Consider the following 24,265-nt stretch of genomic DNA (forward strand, 5'->3'; position numbering starts at 1 on the left):
GTCCTCTCTAATTGTTGATACTTAAATTTTTACCAGAAAAATCTTTAATTAATAAAGTCCTAAGGTCTGTTAATAGTTCTTTTGCTTTTCCATCTAAAAAGTTCTTTGGATAATACTGATTAATTGCATTTGTATAAATGTTTTTAAATTTATCAATGTTTTGTAATACATCTCTTATAAATTTTTCTTCTTTTTGTATGTTTTCTTTTAACTGGTTAATATCTTTTGATAACTCTTTAATTTCTCTCCATATTACTGCTTCTTTATCAGAAATAACAAATACATATTTTCTATTTTCGAACTCTTTTTCAAAAATTTTTCTTACATTTAAAGGTTTTATTAAGTTATAAGTTTCTATCAGGTCTATTACTTTCTCTTCTCCGTCTATGTTTAATTTAAACTCAAATGGATTAGTTAAAAGTTCATCTTCAACTGTCATAAGTAGTGATTTTGAGTTATTTATCGCTACATCAGAAAGTAGATTTAATAATTCCTGCTCTGCTAACTCTGGAAATAATTCTTGTAATTTTTTTAATTCTTCGGTTTTTTCTTTTATAGGATTGTTGTTAAATTCTACATTTTCAAGGGTATCTTCATACTGCTCTAAATACAAGTATTTAAAAAATCCTCCACCTTGCCAGTTGACTTCTTTTGAAATTCCTACATTATCACCATATAAAACTTTTTTCATTCTTAGAAGTATTATGGTTTCAAAATGGTCATCAAGCTCAACTCCTATCCATTTTCTTTTAAGTTTATGGGCTACTGATATCGTAGTTCCACTTCCTAAGAAGAAATCAAGGATATAATCTTTTTCATCAGATGTTGAGTTTATAATTCTATAAAGAAGTTCTTCGGGTTTCTGAGTTTGAAAATTTGTTCTTTCCTTTGACATCGGATTTATAAATTGAATACTCCATACATCATTCGCATATTTTTCTTGCTTAGTCGCATCTATTATTTTGTCATACTTTGATTTATCTATTTTACCTTCTGTTATAGCTTTATTCACCAAATCCCAGTCATATACAAGTAATTGTCTTAACTTTTTATCCCCTTGTTTTATAGTGTTTGTATTCCAACCTTTTCTTTTTCTTTCTAATAATTCTTCATTTAATTGTTCTGTAATTTCAAAAAATTTTAACTTTGAATAATTTTTTGCAAACCATTGAATGTAATCATGCATATTTTGTAGTTTTTTAGTTCGTGTGGTCCATCTTTCATATACCCAAATTATCTCATTTAAATAATTTTCTTCTCCAAAAATTTCATTTAGCAAAAACCTTCCATAATGGTCTGCATTTTCATCCAAATGCAAAAACAAACTTCCACTTGTATTTAATAATTCTTTTGCAATTTTCAATCTATCTTGCATCAATGTTAACCAAGTAGCATCTTGATAATTATCTTTATATAAAAAGTCTTTACCTGTATTGAATGGTGGGTCTATGTAAATCGTCTGCACCTTTTCTTTATATTTAGGCAATATAGTATTTAATGCCTGATAGTTGTCAGATTTTATTAAAATGCCATCTAATTCTTCTTCTAAATTATCAAACTGCTCTAATATCCTATACTTTAGATGAGGAAAATATTTTGTATCTATTGGTAATGTTTTATATTTTTTATAATTTTCTAAAATTTTAGGCAGTTCATCAATATTTTCTTTTAATTTTTCATCATTCTTCTCAAATAAATCACTTTGTTTTGAGTTTAATACAGTTGCCACTCTTTTAAGAATTTGATTAAGAAAACTGTAATCTTTATAGAAAATGTTTTCTAAAGTTTCCCTATCACTTTCAAATAAACTTTCCCAAGTTTCTTTCTGTTTATCTGTAAGCCATTCCTTTTTTATTTCTAAGTTCTTAATTTCATTCCACTTAATAAATAATTCATAAAGACTTATATTTGAATCATTTATAAACCCAAGTTCTTTCCATTCCTCTTTTTGCCTTTCAAATCCTTCAAATCTCTCAATATCTTTTAATATTTCTATGTTTTTTAACCTATCTAATGTAATAACATAATTAACATCATAAGCAAACTTTTTCTTTTCCCATAAAAGTAGTTGTAAATCTTCCATCTTTGATAAAAATTCTATTATCTTTATACCTATTTCCTTTGTTAAAACTGCCTCTTTAAGAGTTTGTGGATTATCAAACTTAATTACTTCATTTTTTAGAAAATATTCCAATTCCTTTGTTAAAAAGTTCTTTAAATTTTTATGTATAAAGAAATCAGAGTTCCTAAGATTTTTGAATTTATCTATATGAAATTGTAAATCTTCCTTAATACTCTCAGGCAAACTTAACTTATCTTTTAAAAGCTCAAATAAATTTTCTACATTAAATTCAACCTCGTCATCTTGTGAATTATTATTTTTCCTAAATGCAAGTTTAACTATAATTTGATTGCTTTCTTTTAATTCTTCTGGAGTTTTTACTAAAAATATATTTCTCGTTTCTTTCTGATTTCCTTTAATTTCATCTACTCTATTTTTATCTATTTGAAAAACTATTTCTCTGCCGTCTAATTCAAATTTATAATTGTTATAATAGTTAATACTTTTTATATAATGCTGATTTTTTGTAATCCAGTAAAATAATACTTCTTCACCATTGTAATCTAAGTGATACACCCCTTTTTGATTTCTATTTTGTTTAAAATTAGGAACAGGATAAAAGTCTCCATCCTCATAAAATCTTTCAAAAAATGAAAGTATATGCTCAAAAACTATATTTCTGATTTCATTTATCTTTTCTTTACTTTCTTCTGTTAAATGCTTTTTAATTGAGTTATCTATTATATTTTTAAGTTCATTGTCTATAAAATCTTGAATTTCTTCTTGCTTTCTTTTAAAAACTCTATAAACCCCAAAATCAAGGTCTATTTTATCTTTATTAAATTGAAATATTTTTTTAAGAAATTCTTTAAATTTATCTTCTTTATTAACTTGCATAAATACCACCTCATTTATTTACATTCTTTTACATACTGATAATTATAAACAGGTGTGATTAAAAAAATCAAGCTACTGTATTTATCCACTTGGAAAATCCAAGGTAAAAATTTTATTTCGCACAAAAAATGTGCAAAAGTATATTTACTTTTAAAAATTTTTAATATATCTTTTATACCACAATTTTATTTAGAAAGGAGGAAAACCAGAGTTGATAGGATTTGGACCCCATTTAATGGTTGATGGTTATGAAGGGTCGTTTGAGGCATTAGCAAGTGTGGAAGCTGTGACAAACTTCCTAGACACACTTCCAGCAGAGATAGGAATGACAAAGATAATGCCACCTTATGTATTTAAATACGATGGTGGAGAAAAGCCTGAAGATTGGGGAGTATCTGGGTTTGTTATCATAGCTGAGAGCCATATAAGTATTCACACTTTTCCGGAGAAAGGATACTTTTCAATAGATATATTCTCATGTAAAGACTTTAATATTCCAGCTGCATTGGAAATCATTAAGTCTTTCTTCGGAACAGATAAACTTGAAATTCAAACAACTTCAAGAGGAACAGAGTTTCCAAGAGATATATCTTTAGCAACAACAATAACTTCTTCACAAAGAAATAGATTAATATAATTAACAAGCCGGCTTTCAGCCGGCTTCGTATCTTAAAAAAAGGCTACTTTATTTTTCCCGCTTCTTTTAGCAATATAAAGCGCTTCATCTGCTCTTTTATATATGGACTCTTTCGTATCTTCTTTTTTGCTTTCTGTTACACCAAAACTTGCAGTAAATTTTATTATTCTATCTTCAAACCTTACCTCTCTATTTTCAATTATATTTCTTATCCTCTCAGCCACCTTTATTCCGTTTTCTAAAGGCACTCCAGGCAAGATTATTCCAAACTCTTCCCCCCCTATCCTTCCGATTATTGTATTAGCTCTTAAAAAGATTCTTAAAACATTAGAAATCTCTTTCAAAACTAAATCACCAGCCAAATGTCCATAAGTATCATTAATTGCTTTAAAGTTATCAATATCTAATAAGATTAATGTGAAAATATAATCCTTATCTCTCACTTCTTTTAATAAATCTTCCAGTGTTCTATCGAAGCTTCTACGGTTTACAACACCTGTTAAGAAATCAATAGTCGCATCTTGTTTTGCAATTTTGAGTTCTATGTTTAGTTTTTGAATTTCTTTATGGTAATTTTCTAACTTTTCTGTTAGATTTTCATTCTGATGTTTTATAAATTCAAGTTCTTGTAAAATTTTAGAAAATTTCTCATCATCTGATCTTTTTGTAATTTCCTCATGTTTTATTATGTTTTCTCTATGCAAGTAAGCAACGTTTAATATATCAAAAAGTTTTTCTTCTATGTTGTCTGCTATTTTTTCCAATTTTTCTGATGTTTGTCTTATATCTTTCTCAAAAAAATTTTCATCTTTGCCTATATTAAAATTTTTTTCATACAATCGCCCATAGAGATTAAATATTTCTTTATCCGTTAAGGACTCTTTACTTTCTACTAAATGACAAAAAACTAAAAACCATCTTTCATAATTCTTTGGAGTCATTAAGATGTTATACTTAAGCATAAACTTTACTTGACGACGAATTATTTCAAGAAGTGTTTCTAATTCCTCCTCTTTTAAACGATCTCCAAAAGATTCTATTTTATCTAAAATTTTACATCCATTCATAATATAAAACCCGATTCTTTATTCTTATTTCTTTTTCGCAGTTTCTTGAGCAAACTTTAATATGTCTTCTTCCGAAATATCAATACCGTGTTCTTTTACAAACTCTTTGAGATTTTCTACTATATTTTCTACTTTAGAGAGAGACCTTCCTTTGTCTGGAGTTGGGTCTTTAACTAAGCCGTATATCTGTCTTCCTTCATGCCACTCTGGTAAGTATTCAGTTATAGGTAAACCTTCTGGTGTTGTAAACAATAAACAATGACAGTATTTAAATATCTGCATCTCATCACAGGCACATATCCATCTTCTCTTTTGAACTTCTTCCTTTTTATCTGGATAGAAATTACAAGGACATAAAGGTTTTCCTAACTCTTGAACGTGAGCTGCAAGTCCTTGTATAACAGCCATTCTCACTTCTTCATTAGGATTTGGTACTGTTCCTGACCTTTCTGCAAAGGTATTTGCAAAGTTTTTCATCTTTTCTAATATTTCTGGTTTAATGTTTTCCATATAAATCCTCCAAATTTAATGTTAAAAAATTGTCCATTCTTACTTAAAAAATATATATGACAAATCTCATTGGTTTTGCAAAATCTCAAAAATACGATTATTATTATAACAAATCATAGATAGGGAGGCTTACTATGAAAAAGTATCTAACAACTTTAGCTTTAGGTGTATATATTTCTTACGCTGGAGATTTAACATTAAAAGAGCCACCAAAGACTCTCTCAAAGTATTATCCTCCAAACTCAAACAAAATGGAGTTTTTAAATAGTATGTATGCAATGTCAACAGCTTTCACTGGAATGTTTACAAATATACAGGAAAACGATTGGAAAAATGCAGAGAAATGGGCTAATATTTTAAGGGAAAACTACTTAAACATAGGTAAGATGGTTCCAGAGTTTGATAAAGGATTAAAGAAAAATGAAGTAAATGCATTAGTTGAAGCTGTAAAATCAAAAGATATAGAAAAAGCAAAATTTAATGCAGATGCTGTAGGTAAGTCTTGTATGCAGTGCCATCAAAACTACAAAGTATCAATAAAAATTCTTTACCATTACCCATCTTTTGAAGTAATAAACATAGAAGACCCTGTAAGTAGGTCTAATGTAGAATTTCATGAATACATGAAAAAAGTTTCAGATTCTATGAAAAAAATGAGAGTTTACTTAGAAGATGGCAAGTTTGATAAAGCAGTAGCAGAAGGAAACAACTTCATAAAAAGAGTAAAAGGCATATCTCAAAGTTGTAATGAATGCCACAACAATAAACTATCTATTGAAATATATCAAGGTAAAGAGTTGGAAGATAAGTTAAATCTTTTATCAAAGGCTTTACAATCTAAAAATAAGGAAGAAGTTTACAAAATGGTAGGATGGGTTTCTATGAATAACTGTTCAAAATGCCACAATACTCACCAAACTATAGCTGAGATAAAAGAAAAGTTTAATAGGTAAAGATTTATGATATAATTGGTTTATGAGTATATTAGATATATTTAAAAAGAAAAAAGATGAAATAGACGAAAAGTATTTTGATAAAATCATAGGCGTTTACAATAGAGATTACATCTCGGTCTTAGAGAAAGATTTTTTAAAGAAAAATTACGCTTTTTTATTAATAGATTTAGATAATTTTTCTAAAATATTAGAATTATATGGAAAGGAATTTGGAGATCTTATATTACGAGACCTAGTACATCTTATAAAAAAAAATATTAGAGAAAACGACAAAATTATCAGAATCGGCTATGATGAATTCTTAATACTTTTAGGAAAAGATGGAAATGATTCTAACTATATAGGAATAGCTGAAAGGATAGTAGATAAAATTGCTATCAATCCATTTTTCATAATAAAAGATAAAGTTAAAATAACCGTTTCTGCAGGATTATATATAAATGCCGATAAAGAAAAAAGTTTTGAAGATGCATTTAAAAAAGTAGACAAAGCTTTAATGTTAGCAAAAGAAAAGGGTAAAAACAGAGTTGAGTTATACAGTGAGAAAAGTATCAACCATATTGATAGAAGACTTTCCGATATAAAAGACGCCATAGCAGAGAACAGAGTAATATGCTTTTACCAACCTATATTTAACGTGCAAACGTTTAAAACATTTAAATTTGAAAGTTTAGTAAGAATAATAACTAAAGAAAGAAAAATTATTTTACCGGGAATGTTTCTAAATGCTATTAAAGGGAGCCACGTTTATAAAGAATTAACAAGAAAAACGATAGAATTTAATTTTTTAGTTCTAAATAAAAAAAATATAGATATAAGCATAAATTTACTGCCTTCAGATATCTTAGATGAAGATATATCAAAGCTCCTACTATCAATAGGAAAAAACTTTAGAGAAAAAGTTACTATTGAGCTTTTAGAATCAGAAGGTATTGATGAGTATTCAAAATTAAGAGATAAGATAAATACACTGAAAGATGCTGGATACAAAATTGCTTTAGACGATTTTGGTAGTGGTTTTTCTAATATTTTGCACATAGTAGAGATTAGTTTTGACTACATTAAAATAGATGGACAGATAATTAGAAAGTTAGATAAAGACCCCATTTCTTATATCGCAGTAAAAGCTATTAAAGGATTTACAAAGGAGCTTAATATACCTACTGTTGCAGAATTTATATCTTCACAAGAAATATTTAATAAAGTAAAAGAGTTAGGCATAGACTATGGTCAAGGTTACTTCTTTAAAGAGCCTATACATCCTTCTGAGATTCGATGATTTCTAACAGTGTTGTTCTGTTTATGGTAGCAGTTCCAATCTCCCCTACTACATAACCTGCTGCATAGTTAGAAATTGTAGCACTCTCTTCCCAAGTCCCACCTGCTAACCTTGATAAAGCTAAAACTGAAATTACTGTATCTCCAGCTCCAGTAACATCAAAAACTTTCCTTGCTCTAGCCGGAATTCTTAAAACTTTATCTTTATCAAAGAGAGCCATACCTTCACTACCAAGGGTGATAAGGAGTTGCTGGATATTTAAGCTTTCCATTATTTTTCTTCCCACTTTTTCTAAACTTTCTGACCTTTCTGCTTTTACACCTTCATAGGCTTCCTTTTTATTTGGAGTCATTATTGTAATTCCTTTATAAAGATGGAAGTTAGAAGGTTTTGGGTCTACAAAAACAGGTTTGTTAATAGATTTTATATAATCCATAATTTTTTCAGTAATAACTCCTTTACCATAGTCAGATACGATAAAGCCATCTACTTGATTTTCAATTTCTCTCAAGGCTTGTAATAATTTTTCTTCGATTTCTTTATCTATTGGCTTTCTTTCTTCTCTATCTATCCTTAAAAGTTGCTGACTAACTGCTATTACTCTTGTTTTTTCTATTGTAGGTCTTGTATTGTCTTTGATTAAAACAGGAGTTATTCCTTTTTCTTTAATTAGATTTTCTATCAGCCTACCATTTTCATCGTTTCCTATAATTCCAATCATATATACTGTTGAATCTAAAGATACTATGTTGTTAGCTACGTTTGAGGCTCCACCTAAAGATAAAGTTTCTTTTTTTACGTCAACTATCGGGACAGGAGCTTCAGGAGATATTCTCTCTACTTCTCCCCATAGATACTTATCAAGTATAACATCACCTACAACAGCTATCTTTATACTACTAAACTTTGAGATAAGCTCTCTTGCTCGTTGTATATTTATCATGGGAATAAAGGTAAATCCTCTAAACAGTAGTTTTCTGGTTTATTCAGCACTAAATTTAAATTTTGAACTGCCTGAGAAGAAGCTCCTTTTGACAGATTGTCAATGGCAGAAGTAATGACTGCAATATTATTTTTTTCATCGTAATCTACGTATATGTCGCAGAAGTTTGTACCGATTACTTCTTTTATTCTTGAAGGTCTTTCTTGAAGTCTTATAAAACGCTCATTTTTATAAGTTTCATAGTAAAGATCTTTTAAATCCTTTTTAGATATTTTTAAAAAAACATTTATAGTAGATAGCATTCCTCTTGATACTGGAATAATGTGGGGAGTAAATCTTATTGATATCTTTTTTCCAGATATATTTTCTATAACATCTTCCATTTCTGGAGTGTGTCTGTGTTTTGTAATATTATAGGCGTAAACATTTGAATAACTTTCTGGGTACATAAAGTCTTCTTTTAGATGTCTTCCAGCTCCTGAAATTCCTGATAATGCATTTACGATAATAGGGTTGTCTTGATTTAGTAATTTATTTCTTATAAGTGGATACAGACCAAGTAAAACAGATGTAGGATAACACCCCGGATTTGCTACAATTTTTGCAGTTTTTATTTTATCTCTATAAATCTCTGGAAGTCCATAAACAGCTCTTTCTAACAAATCAGGATAGTTATGGTCAAATCCATAATAATCCTTGTAAACTTCAGCTTTCTTTATCCTGTAAGCAGCTGATAAGTCTATTACAGTTTTTCCATTATTGTAAAGCTGTTTTGCCAGCTCTAAAGAAGCTTCGTGTGGTAAACAAAGAAAGTAAATATCTGATAAGCTAAAATCTAAATCTTCTCTGAATATAAGGTTTTCATACTTTGATTTTGTAAAAACAGGGAAAACATCTTTCAACGTTCTCCCTGCATACTGTCTTGAAGTTATCTGATTTATTTCTACATCTTTGTATCTTGATAGTATTCTTAAAAGCTCAGCACCAGTGTATCCTGATGCTCCTGCTATAGCAACATACATATATATTAACGTTTAGACCATCTGTATTTCGCTCTTGCACCCATTTGGTTGTATTTCTTACGCTCTTTAACTCTAGCATCTCTGGTCATTAATCCTGCAGCCTTTAAAGCAGGTCTTAAAGATGGATTGTAAGCTTCTAAAGCCTTTGCTATTCCGTACATCACAGCTTCAGCTTGAGCTGGCTTTCCACTTCCTTTTACAGTTGCATATACATCAAATTTACCAAGTGTTTCTGTAACTACAAACGGATGGTTGATTTTAGCCATTAGAATATCTCTTTCAAAGTAATCTCTTGCGTCCCACTCTTTTCCAGAAGTGCTTCTTACTTTTACTTTACCTTCACCTGGGAATATCCAAACTCTTGCAATTGATTCTTTTCTTCTTCCTGTTCCATAAAATGAATTTTTTGGGTCTATTTTTACTGTCTTTTCCATAATTCCTCCTTATAATACCTTCCAGAGTTTTGCTAACTCTTCTAAAGATTTTGGATTTTGAGCTGTATGGTTATGATCTTCACCTGTATAGAGCTTTAATCTTTTCATATATCTTTTTTGGAGTTTATTTTTAGGAAGCATTCTTTCTACAGCCAGTTCTAAAGCTCTTGTAGGTCTATTTTCTATCATCCACTGCAGATTTCTAACCTTCAATCCACCAGGAGTGTTTGTATGAAACTTGTACTCTTTGTCTGTTAGCTTTTTACCAGTTACGGTAAACTTGTCTGCGTTTAATACAATAACGTAGTCTCCACAATCTACGTCTGGTTGGAAGTAAGGCTTATGTTTTCCTCTTAAAACATTTGCTATTAAAGAAGCAAGTCTTCCTAAGTTTTTTCCTTTTGCGTCTATTACATACCAGTCTCTTTTAACATCTTCTTTACGAAGATAGAATGTTTTCATTCTTCCACTCCTCTCTTTAAAAAATTCAAAATAGTATTATATCAAAAATTTATACTTATGTAAAGTTAAACATTAGGAGCAATTAAACCGTAGTTCCCTGCCTTTTTTCTGTATATAACGTTTATTTGTCCTGTTTCTGAGTTTATAAACGGCATAAAAAATGCTCCAGTTTCTTCCAACAATAACCTTGCATCCTCTACAGTCATGGGTTTTTCAGACGGTAGAGGCTCGAGTGTTATTAAAGGTCTTTCTATTGAAGGAGTTACAGGCGTATGTTCTTTTAATGATTCTAACTTTGCCTGTCTTCTTTTTTCTTCTATTCTTCTACTTTTTAATCTAATAAGCTGTCTTTCAACTTCATCTATAACAAAGTCAATAGCAGAATAAAGGTCGTTACTTTCTTCCCAAGCATGTATCACACCACCACCTGGAGTGTTAAAGTAAACGTCAATATCTACTCTGTTTCTGTGTCTGTGCTTTTCAAAATCGTAAACAACCCTAACTCTAACAGAGTCTTCAGAAGTGTCTAAATCTTTCAGGTAGTTTTTTAATCTTTCAAGCTTATGTTCTGTATAAGCTTTAATAAAATCTGTTAACTCAATGTTTTTTCCGACATGTTCTACTTGCATCGTAGCCTCCTTAAATTTTTTTTCTTTTTCTTGAATCTGGAATATTCATTTCTTCTCTATACTTTGTTACAGTTCTTCTTGCAACTTTAATACCCTGTTTTTTTAGCAGTTCTACAATCTCGTTATCGCTGTAAGGTTTTTTGGAGTCTTCTTTTGCTATTAAATCTTTGATTAAATATTTTACACGATCTGAAGAAATATTCCCACTTTCTTTACTTGCTTTGTTTGAGAAAAATAGTTTTAAAGGTATAACTCCGAAAGGAGTTTGAATATACTTGCTGTTTACAAGCCTGCTGATAGTCGATTCGTGAAGCCCAACTTGTTTTGAAACGTCTTTCAGGGTTAAAGGCTTAAGATACTCTTTTCCATTTAGTATAAAGTCTTTTTGGTAATCTACAAGAAATTGTGCTAACTTTTGAAGGTTTTCTCTTCTTTGCTGAATACCGTTTATCAAACCTACTGCCTTTTGTAGTTTCTCATACAAAAACTTTTTTGCATCTTCTGATAGATTTTTTTGATTTAACAGTTTTTTATATTGAGAAACAAGGTTTATATTTGGTATTCCTTCGTCGTTAATCTCTATTTTAAAAGGTTTTTCTGGGTCGTCTGTAAAATGTAAAAATATATCAGGTTCTATGTAAGTTATTTCAAAGTCTTCATAACCGTAAAGTGGATAAGGTCTTAAAGATTTTATGTTTTCTACAATTTCTTCAATTTCTGAATCTGTCAACTCATATTTTTGTTTTAAATACTCTTTGTCGTTTATTTTATCCAAATTGTTTTCTATCATTTCTTGAACTGTCTTGTCTTTTCCGTATCTGTCTTTATACTCTTGATATAAAAACTCTTTAAAGTTTAAAGATCCAATACCAGTTGGCTCTAAGCTCATTACTTTTTTTCTTACTTTTTCTACAGTGTCTAAATCTACTAATAATTTTTGTTCTATCTCTTTAAGTGTGTCTTGGGATATGTATCCTTTTTCATCTACATTTTCTACTATTTGAGTTGCTATCTCTTTTTCTAATCCGTCAAACTCTATATCTATCTGGGTTTGTAAGAAATCGTATAAAGAAGGCTTATAGGTTAGTTTATAAAAAGGGTCTTTTTCTTCGTCATCTTCATAGTAGGAGCTGAATTCTTTACTTTCTAAATTTAAATCAGGTTGAATGTAGGATACTTCTTCTAAAAATGGATTTTCTTCTAACTCTTTGTTTATTTCTTGAATTAACTCTGTTTTTGGTAGGGTTATAATATTTAGCTGTTGTTTTAAAGCTAATGTTAGCTTTAGCTTATTTTGAAGCTTTAGACTAAGTCCTTGCTTCATCTATCATTTCCTTGATTTTCTTTATTGTTTGATTTTTGTCTTGAGATTGTAAAATAGGTCTGCCTATTACTAAGATATCAGCTCCATTTATAACTGCTTGTTTTGGAGTTGCTATTCTTGTTTGGTCATCTGTTTTTTCTGCCACAAGTCTTATCCCTGGGACTACTGCTAAAAATGGCTTATCTATGTTTGATTTTAAATACTTTACTTCGTGGGAAGAGCAGACTATACCATCTAAACCGTTTAAAATCCCTTCTCTTGCAAGGTTTAAAGCCAAATCTTCCAATGAATACTGGCTTTTTACGTAATTTACATACTCTTGAGAGTGGCTTGTTAATATAGTAACACCTAAAAGTTTTAGATTTGAGTTTCCTTTTGCCTCTACTGCTTTTTTAATCATTTCTCTGCCACCTAAAGTATGGATAGTAAGGTAATCAGCTCCTATTTCTATTGATGCTTTTACGCCGTTGTAAACTGTGTTTGGTATGTCGTGAAGTTTTAAGTCTAAAAAAAGCTCAAACCCTCTGTCTTTAATACTTTTAACCAACTCTTTTCCATACTTTATAAAAAGCAGGTAGCCTACTTTTACTATTACTTTTTCTTCAATTTCATCAAGTATTTTGTAGGCTTCTTTATCGTTTTCTACGTCTAAGGCTAAGGCTATCTTCACTTTCTACCTACCGCTCTTTTTATTTCATCAATAGATATTTTATAATAAATCGGTCTTCCGTGGGGGCAAACGTTTGGATTTTCTGTCTTTATCCAGTTCTTTATAAGCTCTTGGGCTTTTTCTAAAGTAAGTCTGTCTCCAGCTGTAATAGACATTCTACAGGATAGTGAAGATGCAACTTTTTCATGGGTAATGTCAGGATAGCTTTCTATTATTTCATACAGCGTTTCTACTGCTTTTGGAATTTGCATATTATAAGGTATTGATATTAGACTGTTATTTTCCACTTTAAAACCTAACGTTTCTAAAGTACCATTAATCTCTTTTAATACAAACTCCTGTTTTGGAGATAAATCTAATCTAAAAGGAGATAGTAATCTCTGAGATGGAATTTTTTTATTTTCTCTCAGCTGTGATAGTATAATCTCATACATTACTCTTTCGTTTGCTACGTGCTGGTCTATAAAGTAAACGAAAGAATCACCGTAAACTACTATAAAAGTATCTTCAATCTGTCCAATTATTTCAAACTTTCCTTCTTTTGTAGGATATACTGATTTTGGTTGTCTTAACTCTTGGTATGAAACAGTAAAAGTTTTAAACTCGTTTAAGTTATCTTTTAACAAAGACTCAATCATATCAGCTATAACTTTTTCTTTTTGAAACTTAACTTCTATCTTTGCAGGATGGACGTTTACATCTATAAAGTAAGGTGGAAGTTCAAAAAACAAAATAAAGAAATTATCTCCTATTTTCTTTTTCATTATAGAGCTGATAAAAGGGCTTTTTACAGGTCTTTTATTTACAAATATATGGCTTTTTTTTGTTTTAACAGAGTCTAAACTAATAAATCCGTAAACTTTTCCTAAATAGTTTTCATACTCTACGTACTTTAAATTTTCAACAAAACTTTTACCGTAAATAAGAGTTATTCTCTCTTTTAAAGAAGATGGATAAAGGTTGTAAATCTCTTTCGAATCTATAGAGAGTTTAAAGTGTTTATCTGGATTGGCAATAGCGTAATTCACAAAAACAGAAACGTTATGTATATTTTCTGTGTTTTCTGACTTTAAAAACTTTTCTCTTGCAGGGACGTTGAAGAAAAGGTCTTTAACCTCTACTTTTGTTCCTACAGGACAGCCAACCTCTGAAAAAGACAGTATTCTACCTCCTTCTACAGACAGCTGACTACCGTGTAAGTTGTTTTTTGTCCTCGAAGTTATTGTAAGTCTACTTACTGAGGATACACTTGATAAAGCTTCACCTCTAAAACCGTAGGTGATTATACTGTATAAGTCTTCTGCGGCTGTTATTTTACTTGTGTAATGTCTTTTTACTGCATTAATAATGTCTTGTTTTTCAATACCTTCTCCGTTGTCAAAAACTGATATAAGTCTTTTACCAGCTTTTTCTATATAAACGTCTATCAAAGATGCAGATGCATCAAGGGAGTTTTCTATAAGCTCTTTTAGTACTGAAGCAGGTCTTTCTACTACCTCTCCAGCTGCTATTTTATTTACCACCTCATCTGGTAATGGTTTTATCTTCATTCTTTCTTTTCCTCTACTTTTAATTTTAATCCGTTGACTTCAACTATTTTTACAGCTGCGCCTGCTGGTATGTATTTATCTGAATAGGCATTCCATAACTCTCCGTGATACATCACTTTACCATACTTTTTATTAATATCGCTTACAGCTTCTGCGGTGTCTCCTATCATTGCCTCTAAACCTGTTTTAGGTTTTTCTCTTTGAATTTTTAAAGATAGATAACTTACAACAAAGAAAAATACAGCACTAAATAAAACAACAGGTATTATAACAGTTAAAGATAAATCTCCGTAAGGTGAGTCAGAAGGAAGTAAAATTATAGACCCAAGTAATATAGAAATAGTTCCAGCTAAAGCCAATCCACCAAATAGTGGCGTTATAGCTTCTAATATAAGAAATAAAACACCTAAACCTATAAGTATCACTCCCAACCAGTTTGCAGATAAAATGTTTAGAGAGTACAAAGCCAAAGCCAAAGATATTAAACCAACCGTTCCTGGAATTATACTTCCCGGATTGTAAAGCTCAAAAAATATTCCATAAAAGCCTACCATTAAAAGTAAATACGCAACCGTAGGGTTAGAAAGTAAGGATAAAAGTTCTTCTTTAAAACCTTTCTCTACAAATACAATCTTCTCACCTTTAAGATTTAAAGTTATCTCTTTAGAATTTTTAACAATCTTTTTACTATCTAACTTGTTTATTAAATCATTTAAATCATTTGCGATTAAATCAACAACCTTTTTATTAACAGCTTCGTCTGCAGGAAGGTTTACACTTTCTGTTATCATCTTTTGAATGATTTCTGCGTTTCTACCTTTTTCTTTTGCAATTGCACTTACAAATGCAACCATATCGTTTACTACTTTTTTCTTCATCGTCTCTTCTATATCTTTGCCTTCCATAGAAACAGGAGAAGCAGAGCCGATATTGGTAGAAGGTGCCATAGCTGCAATATCAGCTGATACAGTAATTATAGCACCTGCAGAAGCAGCCCTTGAACCGGGTGGATATACAAAAACAATAAAAGGAAGTGAAGTATTTTGAATTATCTTTATTATCTCCCTCATTGAAGTATCTAAACCCCCAGGGGTATCAAGCTCAAGTATTACTGCCTTTGCTTTTTCTTTTTCTGCTTTTTCTACCAGTCTTTCTACATAATCAACGGTAGTAGGAGTTATAGCATCGTTCCATTTACCAACAAAAATATCAGCAAATGAGAAATTAAAAATAAATAAAATGAAAAATAATACTTTTTTCATTTGTAAATACCCGCAAGTATTATTATTATGAGTTATTATAGCCTGAAATTGATTTTTTGAAAGATTTTAATAAAACACGTATTGGAACTATTTTGAGCTTTGGGACTACCTTGAAAAACTACTTGGTTGTGAAGTTGACCTTGTAAGATCAAAACTTCTAAGAAATGAGATAAAAGATGAAATTTTAAAAGATGTGGTTAATGTATGAAATTAAGGGAGCCTCGGAAGCTCCCTTATATATTGTTTATAACTTAACTACGTTAGCAGCTCTTGGACCTTTTTCTTCTTGAACTATTTCAAACTCTACCTTCTCTCCTTCTTCAAGGTTTTTAAATCCTTTTCCTTGAATAGCTGAGAAGTGAACGAATATATCCTGTCCGTTATCATCTCTTGTGATGAAACCAAATCCTTTTTTAGAATCAAACCATTTCACTGTTCCTGTAACTTTCATACCTTCTTCCTCCTAAACTCTAACTACGTTTGCTGCCTTAGGACCTTTCTCGTCCTGAGCGATTTCAAACTCTACCTTCTGACCTTCTTCAAGAGTTTTAAAACCTCTTGATTGAATTGCTGAAAAATGGACAAAAACGTCACCTTGGCCATCATCTCTTGTGATGAATCCAAATCCTTTCTTTGAGTTAAACCACTTAACTGTACCTGTGATACGCACGACAAAAAACCTCCAAAAATTAATTAAAATTACCTCTAACAGAAGAGGTTTAAAGAAATACTTTTTGATTGTGGGACTTACGAAGACTTTTTGATTTGTGTCTTACTCCCCTTGGTACTTCTTTAAACATCTTCTATTATTTATGTATACATATTATGGGATAGGTGCAATAAAAAGTCAACTATATACTGCACTTTTTTTATGCAGTATTTTTCGTTATTCCATACTTGTCAAATCGACAAAAAAGATATATCCTTATATCTGTAAATTATCGCTGAGGTGTATAAGATGGAAATATCATATTTAAGAATATCTGTAACAGATAAATGTAATTTAAAATGTTTTTACTGCAGACCAGACAATATGGAGTTTATTCCTCACGATGAGATTTTAAGATATGAAGAAATCGCAAAATTAGTCAAAGCAATGACAAAATATGGACTAAAAAAAGTCAGAATAACAGGCGGAGAACCATTAGTCAGACCACAAATAGAAAATTTAGTATCACTGCTTAAAAGCATTCCTCAGATAGAAGATATAGGAATGACAACAAATGGAATAACACTATCTCATCATGCGGAAAAATTAAGAAAAGCTGGGTTAAATAGATTAAACATAAGTATAGATAGCCTAAAACCAGATTTATTCTATCAGATAACAAAAGGAAGATTAGAAGATGTTTTAGAAGGTATAAGAGTAAGCAAAAAGTTAGGATTTGACCCTATAAAGATAAATGCGGTGGTAATAAAAGGTTTAAATGAAGATGAAGCTCTTGATTTTGTAGAGTTTGCCATAGATTACGGCGTAGAAGTTAGATTTATAGAGATGATGCCCCTTGGACAAGGGTCTATAAAATGGGAAAAAGATATGGTCCAGCCTCTTGAAGATATAAAAAGAAAAATAGAGGAAAAGTACGGAACACTAATTCCATCGTTTTCAATTGGTAGTGGAGCTGCCAGAGTCTATGAGATACCAAAGTATAAGGCAAAAATTGGATTTATAACCCCTATATCAAATCCATTCTGCGATGGCTGCTCTAAATTAAGACTCACTGCTGAAGGTAGTATCAAATTATGTCTTAGAACAGATGAAGAGATTCCTGTAAAAGAAGTTTTGAGATACGGAAGTGAGGAAGACTTAGACAGATTTTTACAAAAAGTATTAGTAGCAAAAGAAATATCAAATCTAAAGATTAAAAATAGTAGCTATGCTTTTTCAGACTGCGTCAGGGTAATGACAAGTATAGGTGGGTAAATTAATTTAATTTGAATTTTTTAGTGTATAATCTTTTTTAAAAAATTTTAGGTGATTTGCCATGGCAGAGATTAAAGGTCAAATTGACAAGGAGGTTATTGATACTCTTGTATCTTTAACAAGGAATATCTTGGGGGATAAAGCGGTTGACCAAATACTAAGAGTTTTACCTGAAAAACTTGAAGGAGTGCCCACGGGAAGAGATATAGTTTTTGCATTCGCTGATGAAGTACAAAATATGTATGGTCAAAAAGGTGGTTATGCTATTGTAAGACAGCTTGGTAGAGAAGTTGCAAAAGTTTTGATGGAAAATCATCCAAAAGAAGAATGGGAAGAATTACTTGAAAAAAGTTTGAACACTTTTGGTTTTGCATACAAAATAGAAAGAAATAAAAATGAAGCTTATATATGCAACTGTGTATTTTACGAAGGTGCTTTAAAGCCAAGAAACTTAGCACCTATTGAACACTGCGTTTGCTGGTGTGGATGGGGGTTTATAGAAGGTTTTGTAAGGAAGTTAGAAGAAGGTGTAAAGGGCATTCAATGGGTTGAAAGGGATTATGAAAATCAAAAATGTAAGTTTATATTTTTGAGGGAAGAAGATGGATAAAGCTTTAATAGGAGTACTAACTATATCAGACAGAGCAAGTAAAGGTATTTATGAAGACATAAGTGGAAAGGCGATTATAGATTACTTAAACGACGTTTTAATAACACCTTTTGACGTAGATTATAGAGTTATACCAGATGAGCTTGAACTTATTAAAGAAACCATGATAGATATGGTAGATAATAAAGGCTGTTGTCTTATACTTACTACTGGTGGAACAGGACCAGCAAAAAGAGACGTCACTCCTGAGGCAACGGAAGCTGTCTGTGAAAAGATGATGCCAGGATTTGGAGAACTGATGAGACAAGTTTCTCTGCAACAAGTACCTACTGCTATTTTATCAAGGCAAACAGCTGGAATAAGAGGGAGCTGTCTGATAGTAAACCTTCCTGGTAAGCCTCAGTCTATAAAGCTGTGCCTTGATGCAGTTTTTCCAGCCATACCTTACTGTATTGAGCTTATAGAGGGTCCGTTTATTGACACAGACCCATCTAAAGTGAAAGCTTTTCGCCCTAAAAAATAACGTTATTTTTATAAGCCTGAAAAGTGTTATAAAGTAGCATAGCAACAGTCATAGGACCAACGCCACCTGGAACAGGTGTTATGGCAGATACTTTTTTACTTACATTTTCAAAGTCTACATCTCCAACTATTTTACCATCAACCCTGTTTATACCTACATCTATGACAACAGCTCCTTCTTTAACCATATCTGCAGTTATAAGTTTAGGCTTACCTACTGCAACCACAAGAATATCAGCTTTTAACGTGTGGGACTTTAAATCTTTTGTGTTTTTATGACAAATAGTAACTGTAGATTTTTCATCTTTTAAAAACAGCAAGGACATAGGCTTTCCTACTATATTACTTGCCCCTACTACTACAACATCCTTTCCAAAAGTGTCTATATTGTAGTACTCAAGGAGCTTCATTATACCGTAAGGAGTACAAGGAACTATACCATCATTTCTTCCAGTTGCAAGTTTTCCTACGTTAAGAGGGTGAAATCCATCAACGTCTTTCTTTGGATTTATAGCTTCTATTATTTCAAGGGTGTTTATGTGAGAAGGAAGAGGGAGCTGAACTAAAATTCCGTCAACTTCCTCATCTCCGTTAAGCTGTCCTATAAGGTCTAAAAGCTCTATCTGGGTTATGTTTTCAGGTAGGAAAAAAGGTTTAGAGTTAATCCCTACAGATTGACAGTCTTTAATCTTTTTATTAACGTATATCTGACTTGCAGGATTATTTCCTACTAAAATAACAGCTAAAGAAGGTCTTCTATAACCTTTATTTAAAAACTCTTGAAGTTCTTCTTTTATCTGGCTTTTAATCTTTTCAGCTAACTCTTTTCCACTTAAAAGAATCATCAAAACTCCTTAGTGTTTAAAGTGTCTCATTTTTGTAAAAATCATAGCAATTGAGTGTTCGTTGCAAGCCTGAATAACTTCGCTGTCTCTTATAGAACCACCAGGCTGAATAACAGCTTTTATTCCGTATTTAGCAGCAAAATCTATACTGTCTCTAAATGGGAAGAATGCTTCAGATGCAAGGACACTTCCTTCTAACTCAAGTCCAAACTCTTGAGCTTTTTTAACAGCAGTTTCTAAACTGTCAACCCTTGAAGTTTGACCAACTCCTATACCTACTGACCGTCTGTCTTTAGCTATCACAACTGCGTTTGACTTAACGTGTTTCACTACTTTTAAAGCAAATATTAAGTCTTCTAACTCTTTTTCTGTTGGTTTTCTTTCTGTTACCACTTCTAAAGTTTCATAAAGTCCTTTGTCTCTATCTTGAACTAAGAATCCACCTGATATTCTCTTTACGTCCTTTCCTATTAAGTCTTTTTCAAAGTCTGTAATTTCAACTACTCTTAAGTTTTTCTTTGAACTAAATACTTCCAGAGCTTCCTTTGAAAAAGATGGGGCTACCACTACTTCTAAAAATAACTCCGTTAAAACTTTCGCAGTCTGTCCGTCAACCTCTCTATTAAACGCTACTATTCCTCCAAAAGCTGACCTTGGGTCTGTCTGTAATGCTAACCTGTAGGCGTCTGTAATGTTATCACTTTCTGCAACACCACAGGGATTGTTATGTTTTACTATAACACAGGCTGGATTTTCAAACTCTTTCACAAGGAGTAAAGATGCCTCTACGTCAAGGTAGTTGTTATAAGACATCTCTTTTCCTTGGATTATTTTAGCGTTTGCGACAGACAGTCCATCTTCTATAGGGTTTATGTATAAAGATGCTTTTTGGTGAGGGTTTTCTCCATAGCGTAAAGGAGATTTTTTTCTCATAGGAATTGTAAGCTCGTTAGGAAAGTCTTCGTTTATGCCAAATTTTTCATTTAAAACGTTTGATATTATACTGTCGTAAAGAGCTGTATGCCTAAATGCTTTTAAAGATAGTAGTTGTCTTGTTTTTAAGGATACTTCGCCAATTGTTTTTAACTCATTTATAACCAAATCGTAGTCAGAAGGGTCTGTTATTATTGCTACATATTTGTAGTTTTTAGCAGATGCACGAACCATAGCAGGTCCGCCAATGTCTATATTTTCAATTATCTCTTCTAAATCAGCCCCTTTCTTTACAGTTTCTTCAAAAGGATAAAGGTTAATTGCTACTATGTCTATTGGAGTTATACCATTTTCTTCAAGTTGCTTTAAATGGTTAGGGTTGTCTCTTACTGCAAGTATTCCGCCGTGAATCTTTGGGTGAAGAGTTTTAACTCTTCCGTCTAAAATCTCTGGAAATCCTGTGATTTGTGATACTTCTATTACATCTACACCATTTTCTTTTAGATACTTAGCAGTTCCTGAAGAAGATACTATCTGGTATCCTAAATTTACCAGCTCCCTTGCAAAATCTAAAACACCTGTTTTATTTGAGACAGATATTAAAGCTCTCTTCAATTACTCCTCCTTATTTTCACTTTTTTGTTCTTCTTGAAGGGATTGTTTTATTATGTCTTCCATTATGTTGGCGAGCATTTCTCCTCTTTGGTATATGGTATGATCTTTTAACGCCTTTTCTCTTCCTGCTTTTGATATTTCTGCCATCTCATCAGGAGCTTCCTCAAGGTAGTAAGCGACTTTTCCTTCTATCTCTATAAAGTCTATAGGATGGTAGGTTATTATCTCTTTTTCAGGCACAAAGAATGATTTTGACGACAGTCTTTCCTCTACAAAGGTTAAAGTTCCACTTGCTACACTGTCAAAAACTGTAAATCCAAGTCCTGTAGGTATAAAAGGTGGTTGACTTAAAAGTGATATCTTTGTTTTTGATAAAAACTCAATAACATCTTTCTGACTAACAATATCCTCATGAACTACAACGTTTTCTTTTGGCTCTCCTATTACAGGTCCTAAAACGTTTACTTCATAATTTTCTATAGAATCTAATATTGACCATCTTCTTAAATACATTGCATAAAGCCCTATCTCTGTTAAAAGTGCCATAAAATCAGCTTCGTTTTCTTGCTGGAATTGGTATAAAGCTGCCTGAAAATCAGGATTTAGTTGCGATATTAAGTAGCCTGATGCAAATCTGATAGGCATATCAGGATTTCTGTATATTAGTCTTCCAAGTTCTACTGAAAATCCAAACAGGTTAGGGTCAAACCTTTCCTGCCACTGACTTTCTATTATGCTTGGGTCTGTAATTGGTCCTACAAATGCAACTTCAAACTCTTTTTCTTTCATAGGTGGTATTTTTGAAGGGTTTACACCAGGTGGAATAAATGCAACGTTTTTACCAGCAGACCTTAACCACTGGGCATGTTCTATATCTATAGTTGCGTAAAGTATCTGGTTTGATTGTAAAACAGGCTTTAGCTTTGTAAAATGTATCATAGGGTCATCTATAAACCACGTTATGTGAATGTTCCCAAGTAAATCACAGAAAGGCTGTTGCTGACCTTCTCTTTCAGCGTATATCATTCCGTCAAGGTTTAAATCAACAGTAAAAAGTGGTTTATACTCTATTATTTGATTTATAACATCTTGAACGTTTTCAGCTGTTAAGTCTATTATCTTAACTTCAAAGTTTCTTGCAGAAACTGATTTAGCTAATCCATCTATTATAGATTCTGACATCTGTCTTGGGTCAGGTGTTTTTAAAAAAACAACCCTTGGTTTCAAAACTTTATTTTCTTCCATTGGAAGACTCCTTTTAAATGTTATTCTTTTTCAAAAATCTCTACTTTTGCACCTTGAGTATCCACTTCTAACACTTTATACTGGGCGTTTATTGATACTTCTTTGAAAGCTTCTACCATAGAAAGTCCTATTTTATCAAAGTTTTCTGTTGCTAAAGCCAATATGGTACTTCCAGCTCCACTTAAACACGCACCTAAAGCTCCATTTTCATATGCATTATTTATAACTTTATCAAAGTTTGGAATAAGATTTTTCCTGTAAGGCTGATGTAATCTGTCTTCCATAGCCGTTTTAAGAAGGTCATACCTTTTTTCTTGTAGAGCTCTTATAAACAAAGCAGACCTTTGAAGGTTAAAAACAGCATCTTTTAAAGGAACTTGAGCTGGTAAAACGGACCTTGCTTTTTCTGTGGAAAGCTCGAAATCTGGGATAACCACAACCGCTTTTATTTCTTCTGGAAAGTCCATTTTACTGTAGTATGTTTTATTTTCTGTTTTTAATGCTGTTATAAAACCACCTTTCAACGCTGGGAGGAGGTTATCAGGATGAGGTTCAAACAAGTATGCCACTTTAAAAAACTCTTCATCTGTTAAAGGTTTTTTATGAACTGCAAAACCCGTAAGTATTCCTGCTACTATCGCAGTAGCACTACTTCCAAGACCTCTTGCAACAGGTATGTTTACAGTCTGTTTCAACCTCGCACCGTGAAAAGTCCTTCCTTCAGCTTCACAAAGATATTTAACAACTTTTATAAAAAGATTATTTTCAGGATTTTCTATAAACTCGTTTTTTGGATAAGACTCTATGTAAACGCCGTCAGCTTCCTCTACTTCAAACTCGTTGTATAAAGTCAAAGCAAGTCCAAATGTATCAAAACCAGCACCTAAGTTGGCAGTGGTTGCAGGAACTTTTACTCTAACAACCTTTTTACTCATTTATTCTACCTTCTAATATATCAACGTACTCTTTAATACCTCTCTGAATTGAGTACCTTGGAACAAATCCCAGCTCTTCTTTTATCTTTGTCATATCTGCCTGAGTGTACTCTTGATAAAAGTCGTAAGGACAGTCAAAGTACTCAGGTTCAAGGTTTGTCCCGAGAGCTTGATTTAGGTATTTAATAACGTCGTTAAAAGAAGTAGCCTCTCCACTACCTACGTTGTAAACAGTTGACCTTGGAGCTTTTGATGCAAGTATAGTAGCATCTACTGCATCTTTTACGTAAACAAAGTCTCTTTTTTGATCTCCCCATTTAAATATTCTTGGTCTTTGTCCTGATTTCATCTGTAAGTAAAGCTGATAAATCATACTTGCGAACTTCCCTTTATGTGCCTCTCTTGGTCCATAAACGTTAAAGTACCTAACTCCAACTATCTTAAGGCTTGTCTTTTCTGCAAACTCTTGAGCAAGGTTATCCATTATATACTTAGAAAAAGCGTAAACATTTTCAGGAGATTTTTCTCTATCTTCTTTTAAAGGGACTTTTTCTTTAACATTACCGTAAACAGAAGCTGAAGAAGCATACACTACTATACTTTCATTATCGTAAGCAAGCTCAAGTATGTTTTTAAATCCATCTACGTTTCTTCTCATCATATACTCTTGGTCGGTTACTGTTGTATCAGTAATTGAAGCAAGGTGGAATATAACGTCAGGTTTAAAATCCTCTATCTTAAAAAAAACTTCATCAGTTGAAACATCGCAGGAAAAAACTATACCTTTAAAACCTTTTAAGTTTTTAAAGTTTGCACTTGAAAAGTCATCTAATACAAGTATTTTACTATCTGGATACTCTTTTTGAAGTTTTAACGCAAGGTTAGAGCCTATAAATCCAGCTCCACCAGTAATCAGTATGTTATGAAACATC

At 31.7% G+C, this 24,265-nt stretch carries 25 protein-coding genes; 6 read left to right on the plus strand and 19 right to left on the minus strand.

Features of this window, described 5'->3' with window-relative positions:
• Window positions 1-7: 7 nt before the first annotated feature.
• A complete protein-coding gene (locus Q385_RS09110; RefSeq protein WP_051524378.1) occupies window positions 8-2,959 on the minus strand; it encodes a site-specific DNA-methyltransferase in 2,952 nt (983 codons plus the stop codon).
• A 211-nt stretch (window positions 2,960-3,170) separates the two neighbouring features.
• Here Q385_RS09110 and speD point away from each other — a divergent pair, with 211 nt between their 5' ends.
• Entirely contained in the window at window positions 3,171-3,596 is a 426-nt protein-coding gene (gene speD, locus Q385_RS0102865) for an adenosylmethionine decarboxylase (protein ID WP_028950219.1), read from the plus strand.
• Between the two features lie 32 nt (window positions 3,597-3,628).
• On the opposite strand, the gene Q385_RS0102870 is transcribed toward speD, so the two are convergent.
• Window positions 3,629-4,663: a GGDEF domain-containing protein gene (locus tag Q385_RS0102870; RefSeq protein ID WP_245596350.1), complete on the minus strand. Its 1,035-nt coding sequence runs from the start codon at window positions 4,661-4,663 to the stop codon at window positions 3,629-3,631.
• A gap of 24 nt (window positions 4,664-4,687) precedes the next feature.
• Window positions 4,688-5,173, minus strand: a complete 486-nt coding sequence (locus Q385_RS0102875) for a ferredoxin-thioredoxin reductase catalytic domain-containing protein (protein ID WP_028950221.1) — start codon at window positions 5,171-5,173, stop codon at window positions 4,688-4,690.
• A gap of 134 nt (window positions 5,174-5,307) precedes the next feature.
• On the opposite strand from Q385_RS0102875, the gene Q385_RS0102880 reads away from it, so the two are divergent.
• Complete coding sequence (locus tag Q385_RS0102880) at window positions 5,308-6,126, plus strand: multiheme c-type cytochrome (protein ID WP_028950222.1); 819 nt, start codon at window positions 5,308-5,310, stop codon at window positions 6,124-6,126.
• A gap of 22 nt (window positions 6,127-6,148) precedes the next feature.
• Window positions 6,149-7,408 (plus strand): EAL domain-containing protein, encoded by a 1,260-nt coding sequence (locus tag Q385_RS0102885; RefSeq protein WP_028950223.1) that lies wholly within the window; start codon window positions 6,149-6,151, stop codon window positions 7,406-7,408.
• Here the strand turns inward: Q385_RS0102885 and rfaE1 are convergent.
• The 11 genes from rfaE1 to Q385_RS0102940 form a co-directional block, all read right to left on the minus strand.
• The gene (rfaE1, locus tag Q385_RS0102890) at window positions 7,383-8,351 is read right to left on the minus strand and encodes a D-glycero-beta-D-manno-heptose-7-phosphate kinase (protein WP_028950224.1); all 969 of its coding nucleotides are present in this window, start codon (window positions 8,349-8,351) and stop codon (window positions 7,383-7,385) included. The genes Q385_RS0102885 and rfaE1 overlap by 26 nt on opposite strands.
• Window positions 8,348-9,373: an N-acetyl-gamma-glutamyl-phosphate reductase gene (argC, locus tag Q385_RS0102895; protein WP_028950225.1), complete on the minus strand. Its 1,026-nt coding sequence runs from the start codon at window positions 9,371-9,373 to the stop codon at window positions 8,348-8,350. The genes rfaE1 and argC overlap by 4 nt, the downstream gene beginning before the upstream one ends.
• Before the next feature lie 5 nt (window positions 9,374-9,378).
• Complete coding sequence (gene rpsI, locus Q385_RS0102900; RefSeq protein WP_028950226.1) at window positions 9,379-9,807, minus strand: 30S ribosomal protein S9; 429 nt, start codon at window positions 9,805-9,807, stop codon at window positions 9,379-9,381.
• Between the two features lie 9 nt (window positions 9,808-9,816).
• Window positions 9,817-10,269, minus strand: coding sequence for a 50S ribosomal protein L13 (gene rplM, locus Q385_RS0102905; protein ID WP_028950227.1), 453 nt, complete (start codon window positions 10,267-10,269; stop codon window positions 9,817-9,819).
• Window positions 10,270-10,334: 65 nt separating this feature from the next.
• Window positions 10,335-10,898, minus strand: coding sequence for a ribosome hibernation-promoting factor, HPF/YfiA family (hpf, locus tag Q385_RS0102910; RefSeq protein WP_028950228.1), 564 nt, complete (start codon window positions 10,896-10,898; stop codon window positions 10,335-10,337).
• Between the two features lie 10 nt (window positions 10,899-10,908).
• A complete protein-coding gene (gene rpoN, locus Q385_RS0102915) occupies window positions 10,909-12,222 on the minus strand; it encodes an RNA polymerase factor sigma-54 (RefSeq protein WP_028950229.1) in 1,314 nt (437 codons plus the stop codon).
• Window positions 12,206-12,892 carry an orotidine-5'-phosphate decarboxylase gene (gene pyrF / locus Q385_RS0102920; protein ID WP_028950230.1) on the minus strand — a complete coding sequence of 229 codons (687 nt, stop codon included), beginning with the start codon at window positions 12,890-12,892 and terminating at the stop codon, window positions 12,206-12,208. Before pyrF ends, rpoN begins: the two co-directional genes overlap by 17 nt.
• Window positions 12,889-14,442, minus strand: coding sequence for a DNA mismatch repair endonuclease MutL (mutL, locus tag Q385_RS08815; protein ID WP_028950231.1), 1,554 nt, complete (start codon window positions 14,440-14,442; stop codon window positions 12,889-12,891). The genes pyrF and mutL overlap by 4 nt, the downstream gene beginning before the upstream one ends.
• A complete protein-coding gene (locus Q385_RS0102930) occupies window positions 14,439-15,704 on the minus strand; it encodes an NfeD family protein (RefSeq protein WP_028950232.1) in 1,266 nt (421 codons plus the stop codon). Before Q385_RS0102930 ends, mutL begins: the two co-directional genes overlap by 4 nt.
• Window positions 15,705-15,948: 244 nt before the next feature.
• On the minus strand, window positions 15,949-16,155 hold the full coding sequence (locus Q385_RS0102935) for a cold-shock protein (protein WP_028950233.1): 207 nt from the start codon (window positions 16,153-16,155) through the stop codon (window positions 15,949-15,951).
• A 12-nt stretch (window positions 16,156-16,167) separates the two neighbouring features.
• The gene (locus tag Q385_RS0102940; RefSeq protein WP_012459096.1) at window positions 16,168-16,374 is read right to left on the minus strand and encodes a cold-shock protein; all 207 of its coding nucleotides are present in this window, start codon (window positions 16,372-16,374) and stop codon (window positions 16,168-16,170) included.
• A gap of 279 nt (window positions 16,375-16,653) precedes the next feature.
• Here Q385_RS0102940 and moaA point away from each other — a divergent pair, with 279 nt between their 5' ends.
• The 3 genes from moaA (at window position 16,654) to mog (ending at window position 18,761) form a co-directional block, all read left to right on the plus strand.
• Window positions 16,654-17,628 carry a GTP 3',8-cyclase MoaA gene (gene moaA / locus Q385_RS0102945; RefSeq protein WP_342666071.1) on the plus strand — a complete coding sequence of 325 codons (975 nt, stop codon included), beginning with the start codon at window positions 16,654-16,656 and terminating at the stop codon, window positions 17,626-17,628.
• 61 nt (window positions 17,629-17,689) lie between these two features.
• A complete protein-coding gene (locus Q385_RS0102950) occupies window positions 17,690-18,238 on the plus strand; it encodes a hypothetical protein (protein ID WP_028950235.1) in 549 nt (182 codons plus the stop codon).
• A complete protein-coding gene (gene mog, locus Q385_RS0102955; RefSeq protein WP_028950236.1) occupies window positions 18,231-18,761 on the plus strand; it encodes a molybdopterin adenylyltransferase in 531 nt (176 codons plus the stop codon). Before Q385_RS0102950 ends, mog begins: the two co-directional genes overlap by 8 nt.
• Here mog and folD read toward each other — a convergent pair.
• The 5 genes from folD to rfaD are packed head-to-tail and all read right to left on the minus strand — an operon-like array spanning window position 18,751 to window position 24,264.
• Window positions 18,751-19,605: a bifunctional methylenetetrahydrofolate dehydrogenase/methenyltetrahydrofolate cyclohydrolase FolD gene (folD, locus tag Q385_RS0102960; RefSeq protein ID WP_028950237.1), complete on the minus strand. Its 855-nt coding sequence runs from the start codon at window positions 19,603-19,605 to the stop codon at window positions 18,751-18,753. The genes mog and folD overlap by 11 nt on opposite strands.
• Before the next feature lie 9 nt (window positions 19,606-19,614).
• Window positions 19,615-21,153: a bifunctional phosphoribosylaminoimidazolecarboxamide formyltransferase/IMP cyclohydrolase gene (purH, locus tag Q385_RS0102965; protein ID WP_028950238.1), complete on the minus strand. Its 1,539-nt coding sequence runs from the start codon at window positions 21,151-21,153 to the stop codon at window positions 19,615-19,617.
• Window positions 21,154-22,398 carry a glycosyltransferase gene (locus Q385_RS0102970; protein ID WP_028950239.1) on the minus strand — a complete coding sequence of 415 codons (1,245 nt, stop codon included), beginning with the start codon at window positions 22,396-22,398 and terminating at the stop codon, window positions 21,154-21,156.
• Window positions 22,399-22,418: 20 nt separating this feature from the next.
• The gene (gene thrB, locus Q385_RS0102975) at window positions 22,419-23,333 is read right to left on the minus strand and encodes a homoserine kinase (RefSeq protein WP_028950240.1); all 915 of its coding nucleotides are present in this window, start codon (window positions 23,331-23,333) and stop codon (window positions 22,419-22,421) included.
• The gene (gene rfaD, locus Q385_RS0102980) at window positions 23,326-24,264 is read right to left on the minus strand and encodes an ADP-glyceromanno-heptose 6-epimerase (RefSeq protein WP_028950241.1); all 939 of its coding nucleotides are present in this window, start codon (window positions 24,262-24,264) and stop codon (window positions 23,326-23,328) included. Before rfaD ends, thrB begins: the two co-directional genes overlap by 8 nt.
• Window position 24,265: the final 1 nt, after the last annotated feature.

This window comes from Sulfurihydrogenibium subterraneum DSM 15120 (genome assembly GCF_000619805.1).
Taxonomy (GTDB): Bacteria; Aquificota; Aquificia; order Aquificales; family Hydrogenothermaceae; genus Sulfurihydrogenibium; species Sulfurihydrogenibium subterraneum.